Source organism: Streptomyces sp. NPDC056580, from assembly GCF_042793175.1.
Taxonomy (GTDB): domain Bacteria; phylum Actinomycetota; class Actinomycetes; order Streptomycetales; family Streptomycetaceae; genus Streptomyces.
The window spans coordinates 174,341-190,474 of sequence record NZ_JBHTVE010000015.1 but is presented as its reverse complement, the minus strand read 5'-3'; the positions used below and the strand labels follow the sequence as shown (position 1 = coordinate 190,474).

Annotated in this window: 12 protein-coding genes; 2 read left to right on the top strand and 10 right to left on the bottom strand. The window is 73.6% G+C overall.

Annotated features, from left to right (window positions below; translation table 11 throughout):
• Positions 1-9: 9 nt before the first annotated feature.
• Both ACFQ9Z_RS30570 and ACFQ9Z_RS30565 read right to left on the bottom strand, forming a co-directional pair.
• Positions 10-855: an inositol monophosphatase family protein gene (locus ACFQ9Z_RS30570; protein ID WP_383026230.1), complete on the bottom strand. Its 846-nt coding sequence runs from the start codon at positions 853-855 to the stop codon at positions 10-12.
• 92 nt (positions 856-947) lie between these two features.
• Positions 948-2,765 carry a gamma-glutamyltransferase family protein gene (locus tag ACFQ9Z_RS30565; RefSeq protein ID WP_383026227.1) on the bottom strand — a complete coding sequence of 606 codons (1,818 nt, stop codon included), beginning with the start codon at positions 2,763-2,765 and terminating at the stop codon, positions 948-950.
• Positions 2,766-2,949: 184 nt separating this feature from the next.
• Here ACFQ9Z_RS30565 and ACFQ9Z_RS30560 point away from each other — a divergent pair, with 184 nt between their 5' ends.
• The gene (locus ACFQ9Z_RS30560) at positions 2,950-4,014 is read left to right on the top strand and encodes a biotin/lipoate A/B protein ligase family protein (RefSeq protein ID WP_383026223.1); all 1,065 of its coding nucleotides are present in this window, start codon (positions 2,950-2,952) and stop codon (positions 4,012-4,014) included.
• 159 nt (positions 4,015-4,173) lie between these two features.
• A complete protein-coding gene (locus ACFQ9Z_RS30555; protein ID WP_383026220.1) occupies positions 4,174-4,839 on the top strand; it encodes a hypothetical protein in 666 nt (221 codons plus the stop codon).
• 487 nt (positions 4,840-5,326) lie between these two features.
• Here the strand turns inward: ACFQ9Z_RS30555 and ACFQ9Z_RS30550 are convergent, their stop codons facing one another.
• From ACFQ9Z_RS30550 to ACFQ9Z_RS30515, 8 genes are all read right to left on the bottom strand, one after another.
• Entirely contained in the window at positions 5,327-6,865 is a 1,539-nt protein-coding gene (locus ACFQ9Z_RS30550) for an NCS1 family nucleobase:cation symporter-1 (RefSeq protein ID WP_383026217.1), read from the bottom strand.
• Between the two features lie 134 nt (positions 6,866-6,999).
• Complete coding sequence (locus tag ACFQ9Z_RS30545) at positions 7,000-8,019, bottom strand: TIGR03842 family LLM class F420-dependent oxidoreductase (RefSeq protein ID WP_383026213.1); 1,020 nt, start codon at positions 8,017-8,019, stop codon at positions 7,000-7,002.
• Positions 8,020-8,030: 11 nt separating this feature from the next.
• Positions 8,031-9,473 (bottom strand): dihydropyrimidinase, encoded by a 1,443-nt coding sequence (gene hydA, locus ACFQ9Z_RS30540; RefSeq protein WP_383026210.1) that lies wholly within the window; start codon positions 9,471-9,473, stop codon positions 8,031-8,033.
• Positions 9,474-9,504: 31 nt separating this feature from the next.
• On the bottom strand, positions 9,505-10,347 hold the full coding sequence (locus tag ACFQ9Z_RS30535) for a nitrilase-related carbon-nitrogen hydrolase (protein ID WP_383026205.1): 843 nt from the start codon (positions 10,345-10,347) through the stop codon (positions 9,505-9,507).
• Between the two features lie 155 nt (positions 10,348-10,502).
• Positions 10,503-12,122, bottom strand: a complete 1,620-nt coding sequence (locus ACFQ9Z_RS30530) for a PucR family transcriptional regulator (protein WP_383026200.1) — start codon at positions 12,120-12,122, stop codon at positions 10,503-10,505.
• A gap of 17 nt (positions 12,123-12,139) precedes the next feature.
• On the bottom strand, positions 12,140-13,423 hold the full coding sequence (locus ACFQ9Z_RS30525) for an aspartate aminotransferase family protein (protein ID WP_383026197.1): 1,284 nt from the start codon (positions 13,421-13,423) through the stop codon (positions 12,140-12,142).
• Positions 13,420-14,262, bottom strand: a complete 843-nt coding sequence (locus ACFQ9Z_RS30520) for a nitrilase-related carbon-nitrogen hydrolase (protein ID WP_143630500.1) — start codon at positions 14,260-14,262, stop codon at positions 13,420-13,422. The genes ACFQ9Z_RS30525 and ACFQ9Z_RS30520 overlap by 4 nt, the downstream gene beginning before the upstream one ends.
• A gap of 157 nt (positions 14,263-14,419) precedes the next feature.
• Entirely contained in the window at positions 14,420-15,988 is a 1,569-nt protein-coding gene (locus tag ACFQ9Z_RS30515) for a hypothetical protein (protein WP_383026193.1), read from the bottom strand.
• Positions 15,989-16,134 lie beyond the last annotated feature (146 nt).

Below are 16,134 nucleotides of genomic sequence, written 5' to 3'. Positions count from 1 at the left end.
CCGGGTGGCTCAGCCGCCGGTGCCCAGCAGGTGCGCCACGCGGCGGGCGGTGGCGGCGTCCCGGGCGGCGGTGAACGGCAGTGCGTTGCCGCCGGTCACCCGGAACGGCTCGCCGGTGCGCGTCAGGTGGGCGCCGCCCGCCTCCTCGACCAGCAGCAGGCCCGCCGCGTGGTCCCAGGCCGCCTCCCAGGAGAAGGCGACCGCGTCCAACTCGCCCCGGGCCACGGCGAGGTACTCCAGGCCCGCGGAGCCGCACGGGCGCGGGGCCAGACCGTCGGTCCACAGGGCGCGCAGCGCGTGCTTCTGCTCGTCGGTGGTGAAGTCCGGGTGGGAGGTGGCGACGGTGAGGTCCCGGCCGGGCTCGGGCGGACCCGCGAACAGCCGCTCGCCGTCGAGGAACGCGCCCCGGCCGCGGACGGCCGTGGCGAACCGGTCCGGCACGGGGGCGTAGGTCCAGGACGCCTGGACGACGCCCCGGTGGGCGAGCGCGACCAGCGTGCAGAAGCCCTCGTCGCCGTGCACGAACTGCCGGGTGCCGTCGACCGGGTCGATGATCCAGACCGGTGCGTCGCCCCGTATCGCCTCGTAGGTGGCCGGGTCGGCGTGCACCGCCTCCTCGCCGACCACGACCGAGCCGGGCAGCAGGGCGCCGAGGACTTCGGTGAGCCGCTTCTCGGCGAGCCGGTCGGCGTCGGTCACCAGGTCGTGCGGACCGCTCTTGCGGTCCACCTCGTGCTCGGCGAGGCGGCGGAAGCGCGGCAGGATCTCGGCCGCGGCGGCCATGCGGACCGCTTCCTCCACGTCGGCCGAGTTGCGGGTGAGAAACTCCTCGATGGTTTCCGTTTCGTCGATCATGTCCCCCATGAGACCACGCGCCGCTGACAATCCACGCCGGGCCGGTGGACGCCGGGTGGAATCGGGATGAAGAGCGGGTGCCGGAGCGGCCGTCAGCGGCCGACCGCGTACCCCTGCATCCCGCGCGGGTTCGCGGCGGCCGACAGGACGCCCGTCTCCGGGTCGCGGGCCACCGCGCACAGGCGACCCTCCGACCAGCCGGGCCCGACCGTGACGTCGTGGCCCCGGCGGCGCAGCGCCTCGATCACCCCGGGGTCCGTGCGGGACTCCACGGTGACGCTGCCGGGGCGCCGGCCGCGCGGGTGGAAGGAGCTGGGGAAGCTGTCGTTGTGCCAGTTCGGGGCGTCGATCGCGCCCTGCAGGTCGAGGCCGCCGCGGACCGGGGCGCGCAGCACGGCGGCGAGGAAGAAGTGCGTCTGCCACTGGTCCTGCTGGTCCCCGCCGGGTGTGCCGAACGCCATCACCGGGACGCCGTCGCGCACCGCCAGGGACGGGGTCAGGGTGGTGCGGGGACGGCGGCCCGGGGTGAGGGAGTTCGGCAGTCCCTCCTCCAGCCACGTCATCTGCAGCCGGGTGCCGAGCGGGAAGCCGAGTTCGGGCACCACCGGGTTGGACTGCAGCCAGCCGCCGCTGGGCGTGGCCGCGATCATGTTGCCCCAGCGGTCCACGACGTCCAGGTGGCAGGTGTCGCCGCGGGTGCCGCCGTCGGCGGCCACCTGCGCCTCGCCGGTCAGGTCCGCGACGGTCGGCTCGCCCGCACCCATCGGGCTGAACCGCAGGTCGTCGCCGGTCACGTGCTTGTGCGCCTGCGCGGGCAGGCGCGGGGTGCGCCCGCCGGGGCTGCCGGGGCGCAGTTCCCAGGAGGCCCTGTCGCCGACGAGGGCGCGGCGGCCGGTGTTGTACTCGTCCGACAGCAGGTCGGCGAGCGGCACCTCGGCCGCGTCCCCGTACCAGGCCTCCCGGTCGGCCATGGCGAGCTTGCAGCCCTCGATCAGCAGGTGGACGTAGTCCGCCGAGCCGTACGCGGGCAGTGCGGGCGGCAGCAGGGCCAGTTGCTGGAGGAAGGCCGGGCCCTGGCTCCACGGTCCGGCCTTGCACACGGTCCAGCCGTTCCAGTCGTACGTCGCGGGCGCCTCGTAGGACGCCGACCAGCCGGCCAGGTCGGCCTCGGTGAGGGTGCCGGTGTGCCGCCGCCCGCTGGTGTCCAGGGTCGGCCGCCGGGACTGCCGTACCAGGGCCTCGGCGATGAAGCCGGAGCGCCACACCTCGCGCGCCGCGTCGATGCGGGCCTCCCGGCCGCCGGCCCGCGCGGTGCAGGCCAGCAGCCGCCGCCAGGTGGCGGCCAGGGCCCGGTTGCGCAGCAGTTCGCCGGGCCGGGGCGCCCGGCCGCCGGGCAGGTACACCTCGGCCGAGGAGGGCCACTCGGTCTCGAACATCGTGCGTACGCTCTCCACGGTCGCGCCGACGTTCTCCACGGGCGCGTGCCCGTGTTCGGCGTAGCCGATGGCGTACTTCAGGACGTCCTCGAGCGGCTTGGTGCCGTGGTCGCGCAGGAGCAGCAGCCAGGCGTCGAAGGCGCCGGGCACGGCGGCGGCGAGCGGTCCGGTGCCGGGTACGAGGTCGAGGCCGAGTCCCTGGTAGTGCGCGACGGTGGCGGCGGCCGGGGCGACGCCTTGCCCGCACAGCACGCGCACCTCGCCGCCGGCCGGTGCGAACAGGATGGGCACCTCGCCGGCCGGCCCGTTCAGGTGCGGCTCCACCACGTGCAGCACGAAGGCGCCGGCCACGGCCGCGTCGAACGCGTTGCCCCCGTCCTCCAGCACCGCCATCGCCGACTGGGAGGCCAGCCAGTGCGTGGCGGACACCATGCCGAAGGTGCCCTGGAGGGTGGGCCGGGTGGTGAACCGCATCTGTCACCTCGGTGCTCGCGCGTGTGGACCGGGCCCCAGTATCGGACCCGCCCGGCGCGGGCGCCGCGGTTTTCCGGCCCGGCTCCCGTGCCCCCTCTCCCGCGTCCCTTCCCGCCCGGTCCCGCCGGGAACACCACCGGGCTGCGCGGCGTTGATCCCGTCGACGAAGAGGGAGGCCCAGGCAGTGCACGGTGAGTACAAGGTGCCCGGCGGCAAGCTGGTCGTCGTGGACGTGGCGGCCGAGGACGGCGTGCTGCGCGACGTGCGCGTGGCGGGCGACTTCTTCCTGGAACCGGACGAGGCGCTGGACGCGGTGAACCGCGCGCTCGAGGGCGCCCCCGCGGACACCGACGCGGCCGGGCTCGCCGCCCGGATCGACGCGGGGCTGCCCGCGGGCACGGTCATGTACGGCCTGACCTCGGAGGGCGTCGGGATCGCGGTGCGCCGGGCGCTGGCACACGCCACGGACTGGACCGACTACGACTGGCAGCTCATCCATGAGGGCCCGCAGCCCCCTGCGCTGCACATGGCCCTGGACGAGGTCCTGACCGCCGAGGTGGCCGCGGGCCGCCGGCCGCCCACGCTGCGGGTGTGGGAGTGGGGCGCGCCCTCGGTGATCATCGGCAGCTTCCAGTCCCTGCGCAACGAGGTGGACCCGGAGGGCGCCGCCCGGCACGGCATCGAGGTGGTGCGGCGGATCTCCGGCGGCGGCGCCATGTTCGTGGAGCCCGGCAACACCATCACCTACTCGCTGTCGGTGCCCGAGTCGCTGGTGCAGGGCCTGTCCTTCCAGGACAGTTACGCCTACCTGGACGACTGGGTGCTCGGCGCCCTCGGCGAGATGGGCATCCGCGCCTGGTACCAGCCGCTGAACGACATCGCCACCGACCAGGGCAAGATCGCGGGCGCGGCGCAGAAGCGGATCGTCGGTCCGGGCGGCGGCCCGGGGGCCGTGCTGCACCACGTGACCATGTCGTACGACATCGACGCGGACAAGATGCTCCAGGTGCTGCGAATCGGGCGGGAGAAGCTGTCCGACAAGGGGACCAGGAGCGCGAAGAAGCGGGTCGATCCGCTGCGCCGGCAGACGGGGCTGCCGCGGGACGCGGTCATCGGGCGGATGATCGAGTCGTTCCGGGGGCGGTACGGCCTCGTGGACGGCAAGGTGACGCCGGAGGAACTGGCGCGGGCCGAGGAGCTGGCGCGGACGAAGTTCGGCTCGCCGGAGTGGACCGCCCGCGTCCCCTGAACGGACATAGCGGAATTTTCAACCTGGCTTCCGTGGGCTTGAGTTACCGGCCGGGCACACAGCGAGTTCGCCCTTCCGCCGCACAGTCAGCCGTGTGACACTGTCGTCCCAGCCACCCCGCGGAACCCTTCCGCGCCCCTCCCCCACGAGAAGTGCGCCGTGCGTTCACTGCCTCTGCCGCTCGCCCTGACCGCGCGCCTGACGCCGGTCGCCGTGCTCGCCTGCGCCGGCTGGGCGCTGTCCTCGGGTCCGGCCGCGCCGGCGGCCGCCGGTGACCGGCCGGCCCAGCAGACGCCCACCGGTGCGGCGTCGGCGCCGTCGTCCACGGCGGCGTCGAAGTCGTACACCGCCGCGCCCGCCCCCTGCTCCAGCGTGCCCGCGGCGATCGTCAAGTCCCTGGTGCCCGGGGCGAAGACGGCGGGCAAGGAGATCCCGTCGACGGACACCGCGCTGCGCCGCACCTGCTCCTGGAACGCGCTCAAGGGCTACGACTACCGCTGGCTCGACGTCTCGTTCGAGATCACCGGCTCGGACGAGGCGGCGAAGAAGGAGTACCAGCAGCGCGTCACCGAGAAGAGCGGCGGTGGCCCCGTCCCGGGCGTCGGTGACGCGGGCTACTCGGTCGTGAACCTCAGCACCGAGAACAAGCAGGAGACCCGCGAGGGCGTGGTGCTGATCCGGGCCTCCAACGCGCTGGTCGTCGTCACCTACAACGGCAGCGACTTCGAGACGAAGAAGGCGCCGGGCACCGACGAGATCAACAAGGGCGCCATCAAGGCGGCGAAGAGCGCCGTGGCCGCCCTGCGACCGGGCGGGTCCGGCTGACCGGCGCCCCTCAGGAGCGGGTGAGCGGCAGCGCCGGGTCGCGTGTCTCGCGCTCGGTGACGGGGCCGGCGTGCGCGGCCGCGATCCTGCCCCGGGTGTCGACGACGGCGAACGGCACGCCCTGAGCCACCGTGCCCTTGGGGACCTCAGCATCTGCCGGCCCGAGGGGTCCCGGAGGCCGGGGGTGGTCGGGGACGACCGCCTTCCCCGGTAGTCGGCCGGGCCGGATGCCTGCCGTCCAGGCTGTCGCCCGTGAGGTCGGGCGCGGCCCGGCGCCGGTCCGCGGGCACGTGCCCGCTCCGCCCGGTCTCCGGTCCGGCGGTCGCCATCCCGGCACGGCAGGAGGCCGGCGCGGGGCAGACGGCGGACCACAGCGACGCTCGTCTCCTCACAACCGGCGTGTCCCGACGGGACGCCGGCCGGGCGACGTCGCGGGGCGGAGGGCGCGGTCCGCCCCGGCGGCGCCGGCCGCCGGGGCGGGCCGGTCTCAGGCGGCCGGCCGCGCCCGGTCCTCCTTCCGCCCGGTGAGCCAGGTCAGCGCCAGGTACAGCACCAGGGAGGTGCCGAGGCCCACCGCCCAGCCGTAGTCGGCGAGGGAGGACAGGGCGGGGATCGGCCGGCCGTCGATCAGCGGGTGGAAGTCGGCGCCGCCGACCGCCAGTACGCCGCCGGCCAGGAACGCGGCCACCGCCCGCCAGTTCCAGCCGCCCGCATACCAGTACCGGCCGCCCGCGCGGTACAGGTCGGCGAGGACCAGCCGGGTGCGGCGCACGATCCAGTAGTCCGCGACGAGGATGCCCGCGACCGTGCCGAGCAGGCCGCCGACCAGGCCGAGCCAGGTGAAGATGTAGCCCTGCGGGTCCGAGTACAGCTTCCACGGGAAGATCAGCACGGCCAGGACCGCGGTGATCAGCGCGCCGGTGCGGAAACTCACCTTGCGCGGGGCCACGTTGGAGAAGTCGAACGCCGGGGAGACCAGGTTGGCCGCGATGTTCACGGACAGGGTGGCCACCAGCACGGTGACCAGGGCGTAGAGCAGGCCCACCACGTTGTCCGTCTTGGCGGCCAGCTGGACCGGGTCCCAGACGGGCTCGCCGTAGACCGCCTGGGACCCGGAGGTGACCAGCACGGACAGGAAGGCGAACAGGGTCATCGTGGTCGGCAGCCCCAGGGCCTGCCCCCAGGTCTGGGCCCGCTGGCTGCGGCCGTAGCGGGTGAAGTCGGGGATGTTGAGCGACAGGGTCGACCAGAAGCCGATCATGCCCATCAGGGAGGGCCAGAACAGCTTCCAGAAGTCGCCGTCCCAGCCCAGCTTGGACGGCTGGTCGAACAGCGGCCCCACGCCCCCGGCCTTGCTGCTCATCCACCACAGCATCACGAACGCGCCGACGAGGACGAAGGGCGCGGCCCAGTTCTCGAAGCGGCGGATGGTCTCCATGCCGCGGTGGATGATGGCGACCTGGATCACCCAGAAGACCGCGAACGACAGCCACATAGTCCAGGCGTGGCCGCCGATGCGCGAGGCGTTCGCCCAGTCGTCGCCGATGAGCTTGCCGGCGAGGAAGTAGATCGCCTCGCCGCCGATCCAGGTCTGGATGCCGAACCAGCCGCACGCCACCAGCGCCCGTACGACGGCGGGCAGGTTGGCGCCGCGCACGCCGAAGGAGGCGCGGGCGAAGACCGGGAACGGGATGCCGTACTTGGGCCCGGCGTGCCCGGTGAGCAGCATCGGCACCAGCACGACCAGATTGGCGAGGGCGATGGTGAACACGGCCTGCTTCCAGTCCATGCCCACCGCGATCAGCCCGGAGGCCAGGGTCCAGGAGGCCGTGTTGTGGGCCATGCCGACCCACAGCGCGGAGAAGTTGTACGTCGTCCAGGTGCGCCGGGTCACCGGCACGGGGAGCAGGTCCTCGTTGGCGTACCGGCCGGCGGGCGGCCGGGTGCCGGGGGCGAGTTCCACCCGCCCGTCGGGCTGGGTCACCTGGCCGGACAGGGGTATGGCGGAGGGGGCGGTGTCGGTCATGGGCGGGCCAATCGGGGTGAGGTGGGTCGGGAGAGGCCGTGCGGGCGGCGCATGGGGGGTGCGCGGGCGGGCGCCCTGTGCCCCCTTCCCGGGGCGGGAGCGCGGGAAGGGGGAGACCAACGGGGAGGTGACGGTCAGGCGTTGACCGCCGGGATCACCCGGGAGCCGTAGGCGTCGATGACGGCTTCCTGGGCGTCGTGCATGTCGTACACGGCGAACTGGTCGACGCCCAGCTCGCGCAGGGCGTTCAGCTTCTCGACGTGCTTCTCGGCCGGCCCGATCAGGCAGAACCGGTCGACGATCTCGTCGGGCACGAACTGGGTGTCGGGGTTGCCGCTGCGCCCGTGGTGGGCGTAGTCGTAGCCCTGGCGGGCCTTGATGTACTCCGTGAGTTCGTCGGGGACCTGGGCGGAGTGCTCGCCGTACTTGGCCACCAGGTCGGCTACGTGGTTGCCGACCATGCCGCCGAACCAGCGGCACTGCTCGCGGGCGTGGGCGAGCGCCCCGGGCGATTCGTCGTCGGTGACGTAGGCGGGGGCGGCCACGCAGACGGTGACCTCGGACGGGTCGCGGCCGGCGGCGACGGCCGCGTCCTTGACGGCCTTCACCATGTACTCGGTGAGGTAGAGGTCGGCGAGCTGGAGGATGAAGCCGTCGGCCTCCTCACCGGTCATCTTCAGCGCCTTGGGGCCGTACGCGGCCATCCACACCGGCAGTTCGGCGCCGGGGGCGACCCACGGGAAGCGGATCTTCGTGCCGCCGAGGTCGGCCTCCTCGCCCCGGCCGAGGGCGCGGATGACCTTCATGGCCTCGCTGATCCGGGCCAGGGTGTTGGGCTTGCGGCCGGCGACGCGCATCGCGGAGTCGCCGCGGCCGATCCCGCACACCGTGCGGTTGCCGAACATGTCGTTGAGCGTGGCGAAGGTGGAGGCGGTGACCTCCCAGGTGCGGGTGCCCGGGTTGGTGACCATGGGGCCGACCCGCAGCCTGGTGGTGTTCGCGAGGATCTGGCTGTAGATCACGAACGGCTCCTGCCAGAGCACGGCGGAGTCGAAGGTCCAGCCGTGGGTGAAGCCGTTGCGCTCGGCCCGCTTCATCAGGCTGACGACGCGGGAGGCCGGCGGGTCGGTCTGCAGGACGAGTCCGAAGTCCATGGGCGCCGCTCCTAGTTGAGGTACTGACAGGTGGTGCGCGGAGTGAAGGCGCCGTGGCCGGCGCGCCCGGTGTACTCCCGCTGGTCGATGACGACTTCGCCCCGCGAGAGCACGGTCTCGACGCGGCCGGTCGTGCGCCTGCCCTCGTAGGCCGAGTAGTCGACGTTCATGTGGTGCGTCGCGGCTGACATGACCTGCTCGGCGTGCGGGTCGTAGACGACGACGTCGGCGTCGGCGCCCGGGGCGATGGTGCCCTTCTTGGGGTAGAGGCCGAACATGCGGGCCGGGGTGGCGCAGGCGATCTCGATCCAGCGGCGCCGGGAGATGTGCCCGTCGACGACGGCCTGGTGCAGCAGGTCCATGCGGTTCTCCACGCCCGGCAGCCCGTTGGGGATCTTCGAGAAGTCGCCCCGGCCCAGCTCCTTCTGGCCGGTGAAGCAGAAGGGGCAGTGGTCGGTGGAGACGACCTGCAGGTCGTTGGTGCGCAGGCCGCGCCACAGGGCCGCCTGGTGCTCCCTGGGGCGCAGCGGGGTGGAGCAGACGTACTTGGCGCCCTCGAAGTCCGGTTCGGCGAGGTTGTCGGTGGACAGGAACAGGTACTGCGGGCAGGTCTCGCCGAAGACGTTCAGTCCCGCGTCCCGTGCCCTGGCGAGTTCTGCGACGGCCTCCTGCGCCGAGACGTGCACGACGTACAGCGGGGCCCCGGCGACCTGGGCGAGCCGGATGGCGCGGTGGGTGGCCTCGGCCTCCAGCAGCGCCTTGCGGACCTCCCCGTGGTAGCGGGGGTCGGTCTCGCCCCGGGCCAGCGCCTGCTCGACCAGGACGTCGATGGCGATGCCGTTCTCGGCGTGCATCATGATCAGGCCGCCGTTGTCGGCGGCGCGCTGCATGGCCCGCAGGATCTGGCCGTCGTCGGAGTAGAACACCCCGGGGTACGCCATGAACTGCTTGAAGCTGGTCACGCCCTCCTCGACCAGCAGGTCCATCTCCTTCAGCGTCTCCTGGTTCACGTCGGAGACGATCATGTGGAAGGCGTAGTCGACGGCGCAGTTGCCCTCGGCCTTGGCGTGCCAGGCGTCCAGGCCCTCGCGCAGGGTGCCGCCGACGCTCTGGATCGCGAAGTCGACGATGGTGGTGGTGCCGCCCCAGGCGGCGGCGCGGGTGCCGGTCTCGAAGGTGTCGGCGGCGGTGGTGCCGCCGAACGGCATCTCCATGTGGGTGTGTCCGTCGACGCCGCCCGGGATGACGTACTTCCCGGTGGCGTCGATGACCCTCCCCCACCCTTCGGGCGGGGGTGCCCCCGTCTCGCTTCGCTCGTAGCCGAACGCCGCGGCGGCGGGGGTGCCCGAGGCGGCGAGGGCGGCGATGCGGCCGTCCTCGATCAGGACGTCGGCGTGGATCTCGTCGGACGCGGTGATGACGAGACCACCGCGGATGACGGTACGGCTGCTCATGGTCCCTCTCCTCCCAGGGTGGGCGCTGCGGTCAGGGCGCGGTCAGCGGCGTGTAGGCGCCGGGCGTCCGGTCGCGGTAGAACTGCCAGCGGTCGCGGACCTCGCGGAGCTTGGCCAGGTCCAGGTCGCGGACGACGAGTTCGGGCTCCTTGTCGCTCGCCACCTCGCCGACGAACTGGGCCTCGGGGTCCACGAAGTAGGTGGTGCCGTAGAAGTCGTTGTCGCCCAGGTCCTCCACGCCGACCCGGTTGATCGCGCCGACGAAGTACTCGTTGGCGACGGCCGCCGCCGGCTGCTCGAGCTGCCACAGGTAGCGGGAGAGGCCGCGCGAGGTGGCCGAGGGGTTGAAGACGATCTCGGCGCCCGCGAGGCCCAGCGCCCGCCAGCCCTCGGGGAAGTGGCGGTCGTAGCAGATGTAGACGCCGATCTTGCCGACGGCGGTGTCGAAGACGGGCCAGCCGCTGTTGCCCGGCCGGAAGTAGAACTTCTCCCAGAACCCCTGCACCTGGGGGATGTGGGTCTTGCGGTACTTGCCGAGGTAGGAGCCGTCCGCGTCGATCACGGCGGCGGTGTTGTACAGGACGCCCGGCTGCTCCTCCTCGTACATGGGCAGGACGAGGACGATGCCCAGCTCCCGTGCCAGCGTCTGGAAGCGCCGGACGGTGGGGCCGTCGGGGATCCGCTCGGCGTACTCGTAGAAGGCCTTGTCCTGCACCTGGCAGAAGTAGGGGCCGTAGAACAGCTCCTGGAAGCAGAGGACTTGGGCGCCCTGCGCGGCCGCGTCGCGGACCGCCTGCTCGTGGACCTGGATCATCGACTCCTTGTCGCCGGTCCAGGCGGTCTGGAAGAGGGCGGCACGGATCACTCGGCTCATCGGGACCTCCGGTCGCTCGGTGTACGGCGAGACTAGGAAGCCCGGTGGGCCCGTTTGAGTTGCAGCGTGTCACGTCCGCGGGCGGTCGGCGTGCCACCGTGTCACGTGTTCCCCGGCTCATGTTTCACCGCCGTTTTCCCAGGTCGTCGCATGTTTCACCCCTGTTGCGCGTCATGCGCGAGGAGCGCGATGTGCACGGAGGCCGCCTGTTCGAAGTCGTCGAGGTCGACGCCCAGCCGTGCCTGTATGGCCTCCAGCCGGCGGTAGAGGGCGGGCCGGGAGACGTGGTGGAGCTGGGCGGTGCGGGACTTGTTGCGGCCCGTCGCCAGATACGTCCGCAGCACGTTCAGCAGTTCCTGGTCGGCCGCGCACAGCAGCCCGTCGAGCTCCCGCTCGGCGAAGGACTGCACATGCGGGTCGTCCCGCAACAGCCGTACCAGTCCGCGCAGATGGACGTCCCGCAGCCGGACGACGGCCGGCAGGCCGAGCACGGCGGAGGAGTCGGCGACGGCGTCGGCGACGTGCCGGGCCTCCCGCAGCCCGGCGGGCACGTCCTCCCAGACGGTGCGCGGATCGGCGGCGGCGACCACGGTGTTCGGCGCTCCGCTCTCCGTCCGCAGTCGTGCGGCGAAGTGCGCGGTCAGCGCCTCGGCGTGCTGGTCGCGAGCGAGGCTGAGCAGCACGGCGGTGGCGCCGTCGGCCAGTTCGGCGACCAGCCCGGACAGGCCGAGCAGCCGCAGCATCCGGTCGAGCCGGACCGGCTCACCGCCGGGCACGACGAGGGGGACGAAGGTGCGCCGGTTGACCGGCAGCCCGGCCGCCCGGGCCCGGGACAGCAGTTGCCGGGCGGGCACCACCCCGGAGACGAGGTCGGTGAGCAGGCTCTGCGCCGACTGTTCCTCCCAGGTGCGGGCGGAGCCGCCGCCGAGCATGCGGTGCAGCACCAGCGCCTCGGCGGTCCGGTCGGCGAGCAGCCGGCCGGTGGCCGTGTCGCCCCGGTATCCGCACAGCAGCAGCCGGCCCCACCGCTCGCCGCGCCCGCCGAGCTCGGCGCGGACCCAGCCGTCGCCCTCGCTGCCTCCCCCAGTGCCCGAAGGGCCTGGGTGGTGCCCCCATGCCTGGCGGGCGATCCGCTCCCAGTCGCGCAGCACGTCGTCCACCGCCGGCCGCTCCCCCGCGGTGGCGAGGACCCGGTGGGCGAGGTTGGTGACGACGACGGGGCAGCCGCTGTGCTGGGCGGCCTCGTCGAGCAGGCGCTGCAGCGGAGCGCCCGCGGTGATCAGCCCGGTGAGCGCGGTGCGAACGGCCTCCGACAGGCTGACGGCCGCGAACTTGCGCCGCACCAGCCGCGACTGGACCTCCTCGGTCAGCTCGGCGAACGGGAACGGCCGGTGCAGCACGACCATGGGCAGCCCGCACCGCTCGGCGGCCCGGCGCATCACCTCGGGCGGCGCGGGAAAGGCCCGGCCGAGTCCGAGGACGACGGCCGCGGCCTCCGCCCGGTGCAGGGACTGTACGTACTCGGCCTGCTTGGCCTCGTCACCGGCCAGCAGCACCCCGGTGGTGAGCACCATCTCGCCGCCGGTGAGCATCACCCCGACGTCGGCGGCCTCGGCCACGTGCACCCAGCGCACCGGCCGGTCGAGCTGCCCGGCTCCGGCCACCACCTCGGGCTCCCCCGCGAGCACCCGCTCCAGGGTGAGCACCTGCCGGACGGAGAGGACGGGTTCCAGCGGCTGCCAGCTAGGGTGCCGGGAGTGGGAGGTGGTGGTCATCGCCGTCGACCCGCTCTCTAGTACGTGCTCCTCAGCGCGCGTTCCAGGATCGCCGCGCCCTCCTCCGCCTCCGCCACGGTCAGGGACAGCGGCGGGGCGATGCGCAGGGCGCTGGTGCTGTGGCCGCCGCCCTTGCCGATGAGCAGGCCGCCCTCGCGGGCCGCCTCCAGGACGGCGGCGGCCGCCCGGGGGTCGGCCTCGTCGGTGCCGGGCCGCACCAGCTCCACGCCGATCATCAGTCCGCGCCCGCGCACCTCCCGGACCCCGGGCAACTGCGCGCCGATCGCCCGCAGCCGTTCGAGGAGCATGCCGCCGACCCGGCGGGCGTTGCCCTGGAGGTCGTGTTCGACGAGGTAGCCGAGGTTGGCGAGGCCCGCGGCCATGGTGATCTGGGTGCCGCCGAACGTGGAGATGCTGTTGGCGTCCAGACAGTTCATGATCTCGGAGCGCGCGATCACCCCGCCGATGGACATGCCATTGCCGATGCCCTTGGCGAAGGTGACGATGTCCGGCGGGCCGCTGCGGGCGTGCGCCTGCCAGCCCCAGAAGTGGTCGCCCGTGCGGCCCCAGCCGGTCTGCACCTCGTCGCTGATCCACAGGATGCCGTGGGCGTTCAGCACCTCCCGGAAGGCGGCGTACAGCCCGTCCGGCGGGGAGGTGAAGCCGCCGACGCCCTGGATCGGCTCGGCGATCAGCGCGGCGGGGGGCCGGGTGTGTCCGAGGACGTCCTTCAGGTCGGCCACGCACGCGTCGATGAACGCGCGGTCGTCGAGATGGGCGAACGGGCCCCGGCCGCGGACGCCGCCGTGGACGTACATGGTCTGCAGCGGGGAGAGCGAGGTCGGGGACCAGCCGCGGTTGCCGGTGATGCCGACCGTGCTGAAGGAGCGGCCGTGGTAGCTGTTGCGCATGGCCAGCACGGTGTTGGTGCGCCGGTGGGTGGTGGCGAGCAGCAGGGCGGTGTCGTTGGCCTCGGTGCCGGAGGTGGTGAAGAACACCCGGGCGTCCGGGATGCCGCTCAACTGCGCGACGCGTTCGGCCAGTTCGACCATGGGCCGGTTGAGGTACAGGGTCGAGGAGTGGATGATCCGGCCGGCCTGCTCGGTGACGGCCTTGGTCACCTCGGGCAGGGCGTGCGCGGTCATCGTGGTGAGGATGCCGCCGAAGAAGTCGAGGTACCGGTTGCCGGCGGAGTCCCAGACGTGCCGGCCCTCGCCGTGGGTGATCTCCAGCGGCTCGTCGTAGTAGAGGGCCAGCCAGTCGGGCAGGACGCCGCGGTGGCGGGCGTAGAGGTCGTTCACGGCTGCACCAGTCCTTCGTAGGCGTCGGGGCGGCGGTCACGGTAGAAGGCCCACTGCTGCCGGACCTGCTCGATGAGGTCGAAGTCCAGGTCGCGGACGAGGAGTTCCTCGGTCTTGTCGCTCGCCGGATCGCCCACGAACTGCCCGCGCGGATCGACGAAGTAACTCGTGCCGTAGAAGTCGTTGTCGCCGTACTCCTCCTGGCCGACCCGGTTGATGGCGGCGACGAAGTACTCGTTGGCCACGGCCGCGGCGGGCTGTTCGAGCTGCCACAGGTACGAGGAGAGCCCGCGGTGGGTGGCGGACGGGTTGTAGACGAGCTGCGCGCCGTTGAGGCCGAGCTGCCGCCAGCCCTCGGGGAAGTGCCGGTCGTAGCAGATGTAGACGCCGACCTTGCCGACGGCCGTGTCGAAGACGGGCCAGCCCAGGTTGCCGGGTTTGAAGTAGTACTTCTCCCAGAAGCCCTTGACCTGCGGGATGTGGTGCTTGCGGTACTTGCCGAGGTAGGAGCCGTCGGCGTCGATCACGGCGGCGGTGTTGTAGTAGAAGCCGGACTGCTCGACCTCGAAGACCGGTACGACGATCACCATGCCGGTCTCGCGGGCCAGGGCCCGCATCCGGCGGACCGTCGGCCCGTCCGGCACCGGTTCGGCCCAGCGGTAGTGCTCCGGCTCCTGCACCTGGCAGAAGTAGGGGGCGTTGAAGACCTCCTGGAAGCCGATGACCCGCGCGCCCCGGCGGGCCGCCTCGCGCGCGTGCTCCTCGTGCTTCGCCACCATGGACTCGGTGTCGCCGGTCCAGGCGGCCTGGACCAGTGCGGCACGTACGACGTTGGCCATGAGCTGCTCCTTCGAGGCTACGTCCGAGCCTCTACGCCCGTAGAAACGGCCTGTAGAGGGACGAAAGTAAGCCTCCCGGACGTCCTTGCCAAGACCATCGTCACCAACCCGCGGAGTCGATCACGTTTGACACTCCTTAGGGTGATCACGGGGCCCGTCACGGGGTGAACCCGGCGACCCGCAGGGCGTGCACCAGGTCCCAGTGGCACTCCTCGGAGGCCTCCCGGGCGGCAGCCAGCAGCAAGGGGACGAGACGGTCCGGGCCGACGGCGACGCTGCGGGCCGCCTCCCCGGGCGCGCGGACCCTGACGTAGGCGTCCAGCAGCGCCCGCACCTCGCGGTCCCGCCCCCGCTCGGCGAGGTCCAGCACGGCCGCGCCGATCTCCGCGGCGGGCCGCGCCACGCCCTGCCGGAGCATCCGCCGCCCGTCCGCCGCCCGCCCGGCCGCCTCCAGCGCGTCGGCGGCGGCGACCAGCCGCCCGGCGGGCAGTGCGGCGGCCTCCCACAGCAGGATGTCCCAGTCGGCGCCGAGACCGGCGTGCCGCAGCCCGTCCGCGAGCAGCGGGAGCCGGGGCGCCGGCCAGTGCGCGACCTCCGCCAGCAGCGCGTGCGCCTCACCCGAGCGCCCCTGCGCCCGCAGCCGCGCCAGCCGCTCCACGGCCCCGGTCACGGCCGCCGCCGACTCCGCGTCCACCGCCTCGGCGGGCCGTTCCGCCGGCTCCTGGCCCGCCACCGCGCCGGCGAACCGGGCCCCCCGGGGCGGACGCCGGACGCCGGCCGCCCCGGGCACGGCCGCGGGGGGCGCCTGCGGCGGCACGGCGACGGGTAAGGCACCGTCCTCGGCGGCGCCCGCGAACCGGGCACCGCCACGACGGCGCCTGCGGGCTCCGGCGGGGGGCGGGGCGGGCTCAGCTACGGGGGTGGGCGTGCGGGGCGCGGCGGGGCCGTCGGCGGGCGCACGGCCCGCCTCCGGGAGGCGGGGCCGGGGCGCCCGGACGACGTCCGCCCGCGGCGCCTCGGAGCGCGGACTTTGCCCGGGCAGCGGCGGAGTCCACACCTCGTGCTCTGCTCGCGGCGTCCCGGGCCAGCCCTCCGGTTCGGCCGCCGGCGCGGCGAACCAGGGGCTCCGCATGCCGCCGGAGTGCCGCTCGTCCCGCGGCGGCCCGGCCTCCGGGCGCGGGCGCCCCGCCGGGTACGGTCCGGCGCCGGCGCCCCTGGCGCCCGCGTCCAGCCGGGACAGCCGGGCCTCGACCTCGGCGCGGCGGGCGGTCGCACGGTCGTGGTCGTCGTGGGCCCAGGCGAGGTCGAGGCGGAGTGCCTCGGCCTCCTCGCGTGAGGTGGCGGCGGCGAGCCGGCGCGTCAGTTCCGAGCGGCGTCCGGCGGCGTACCGCTGCTCGCGGAGCATGACGTCGAGGCGGTCGCCGAGGGCGTCCCGGGCGCCGGGCAGGGCGTCGTACGCCGAGACGGCCGCCATGTGCAGGGCGCGGGCGCGTTCCCGCTCGGCCGCGGCCACCGCGGGGCCGTGGGCCGCGGCGAGGTCCTGCAGCAGCGACTCCAGCACGTCCCAGGGCGGCACTTCACGGCCGTGCAGGAAGGCGCGCATCCCTTCGGGGTCCCGCTGCCGGAAGACGGCGCACCAGCCGCCGGCCCCGTCCAGGCGTCCGAGGAGGCCGTCCAGGTAGTCCGCGAACTCCCGGACGCGGCCCGGAAGCCGCTCCACCGCCATGCCCTGCTCCCGCTCGATCGCCGGCGTTGTGCCCGTCAGGCAACACCAGCCGTGTTACGGGCCCGCTACGCGGGGTTTTCGGGAGTGTGTGGGCGGCCCGGGCGGGTTCCTCGGGCGGGCCGCCGCGGTCCGAGGACCGCCGGCCG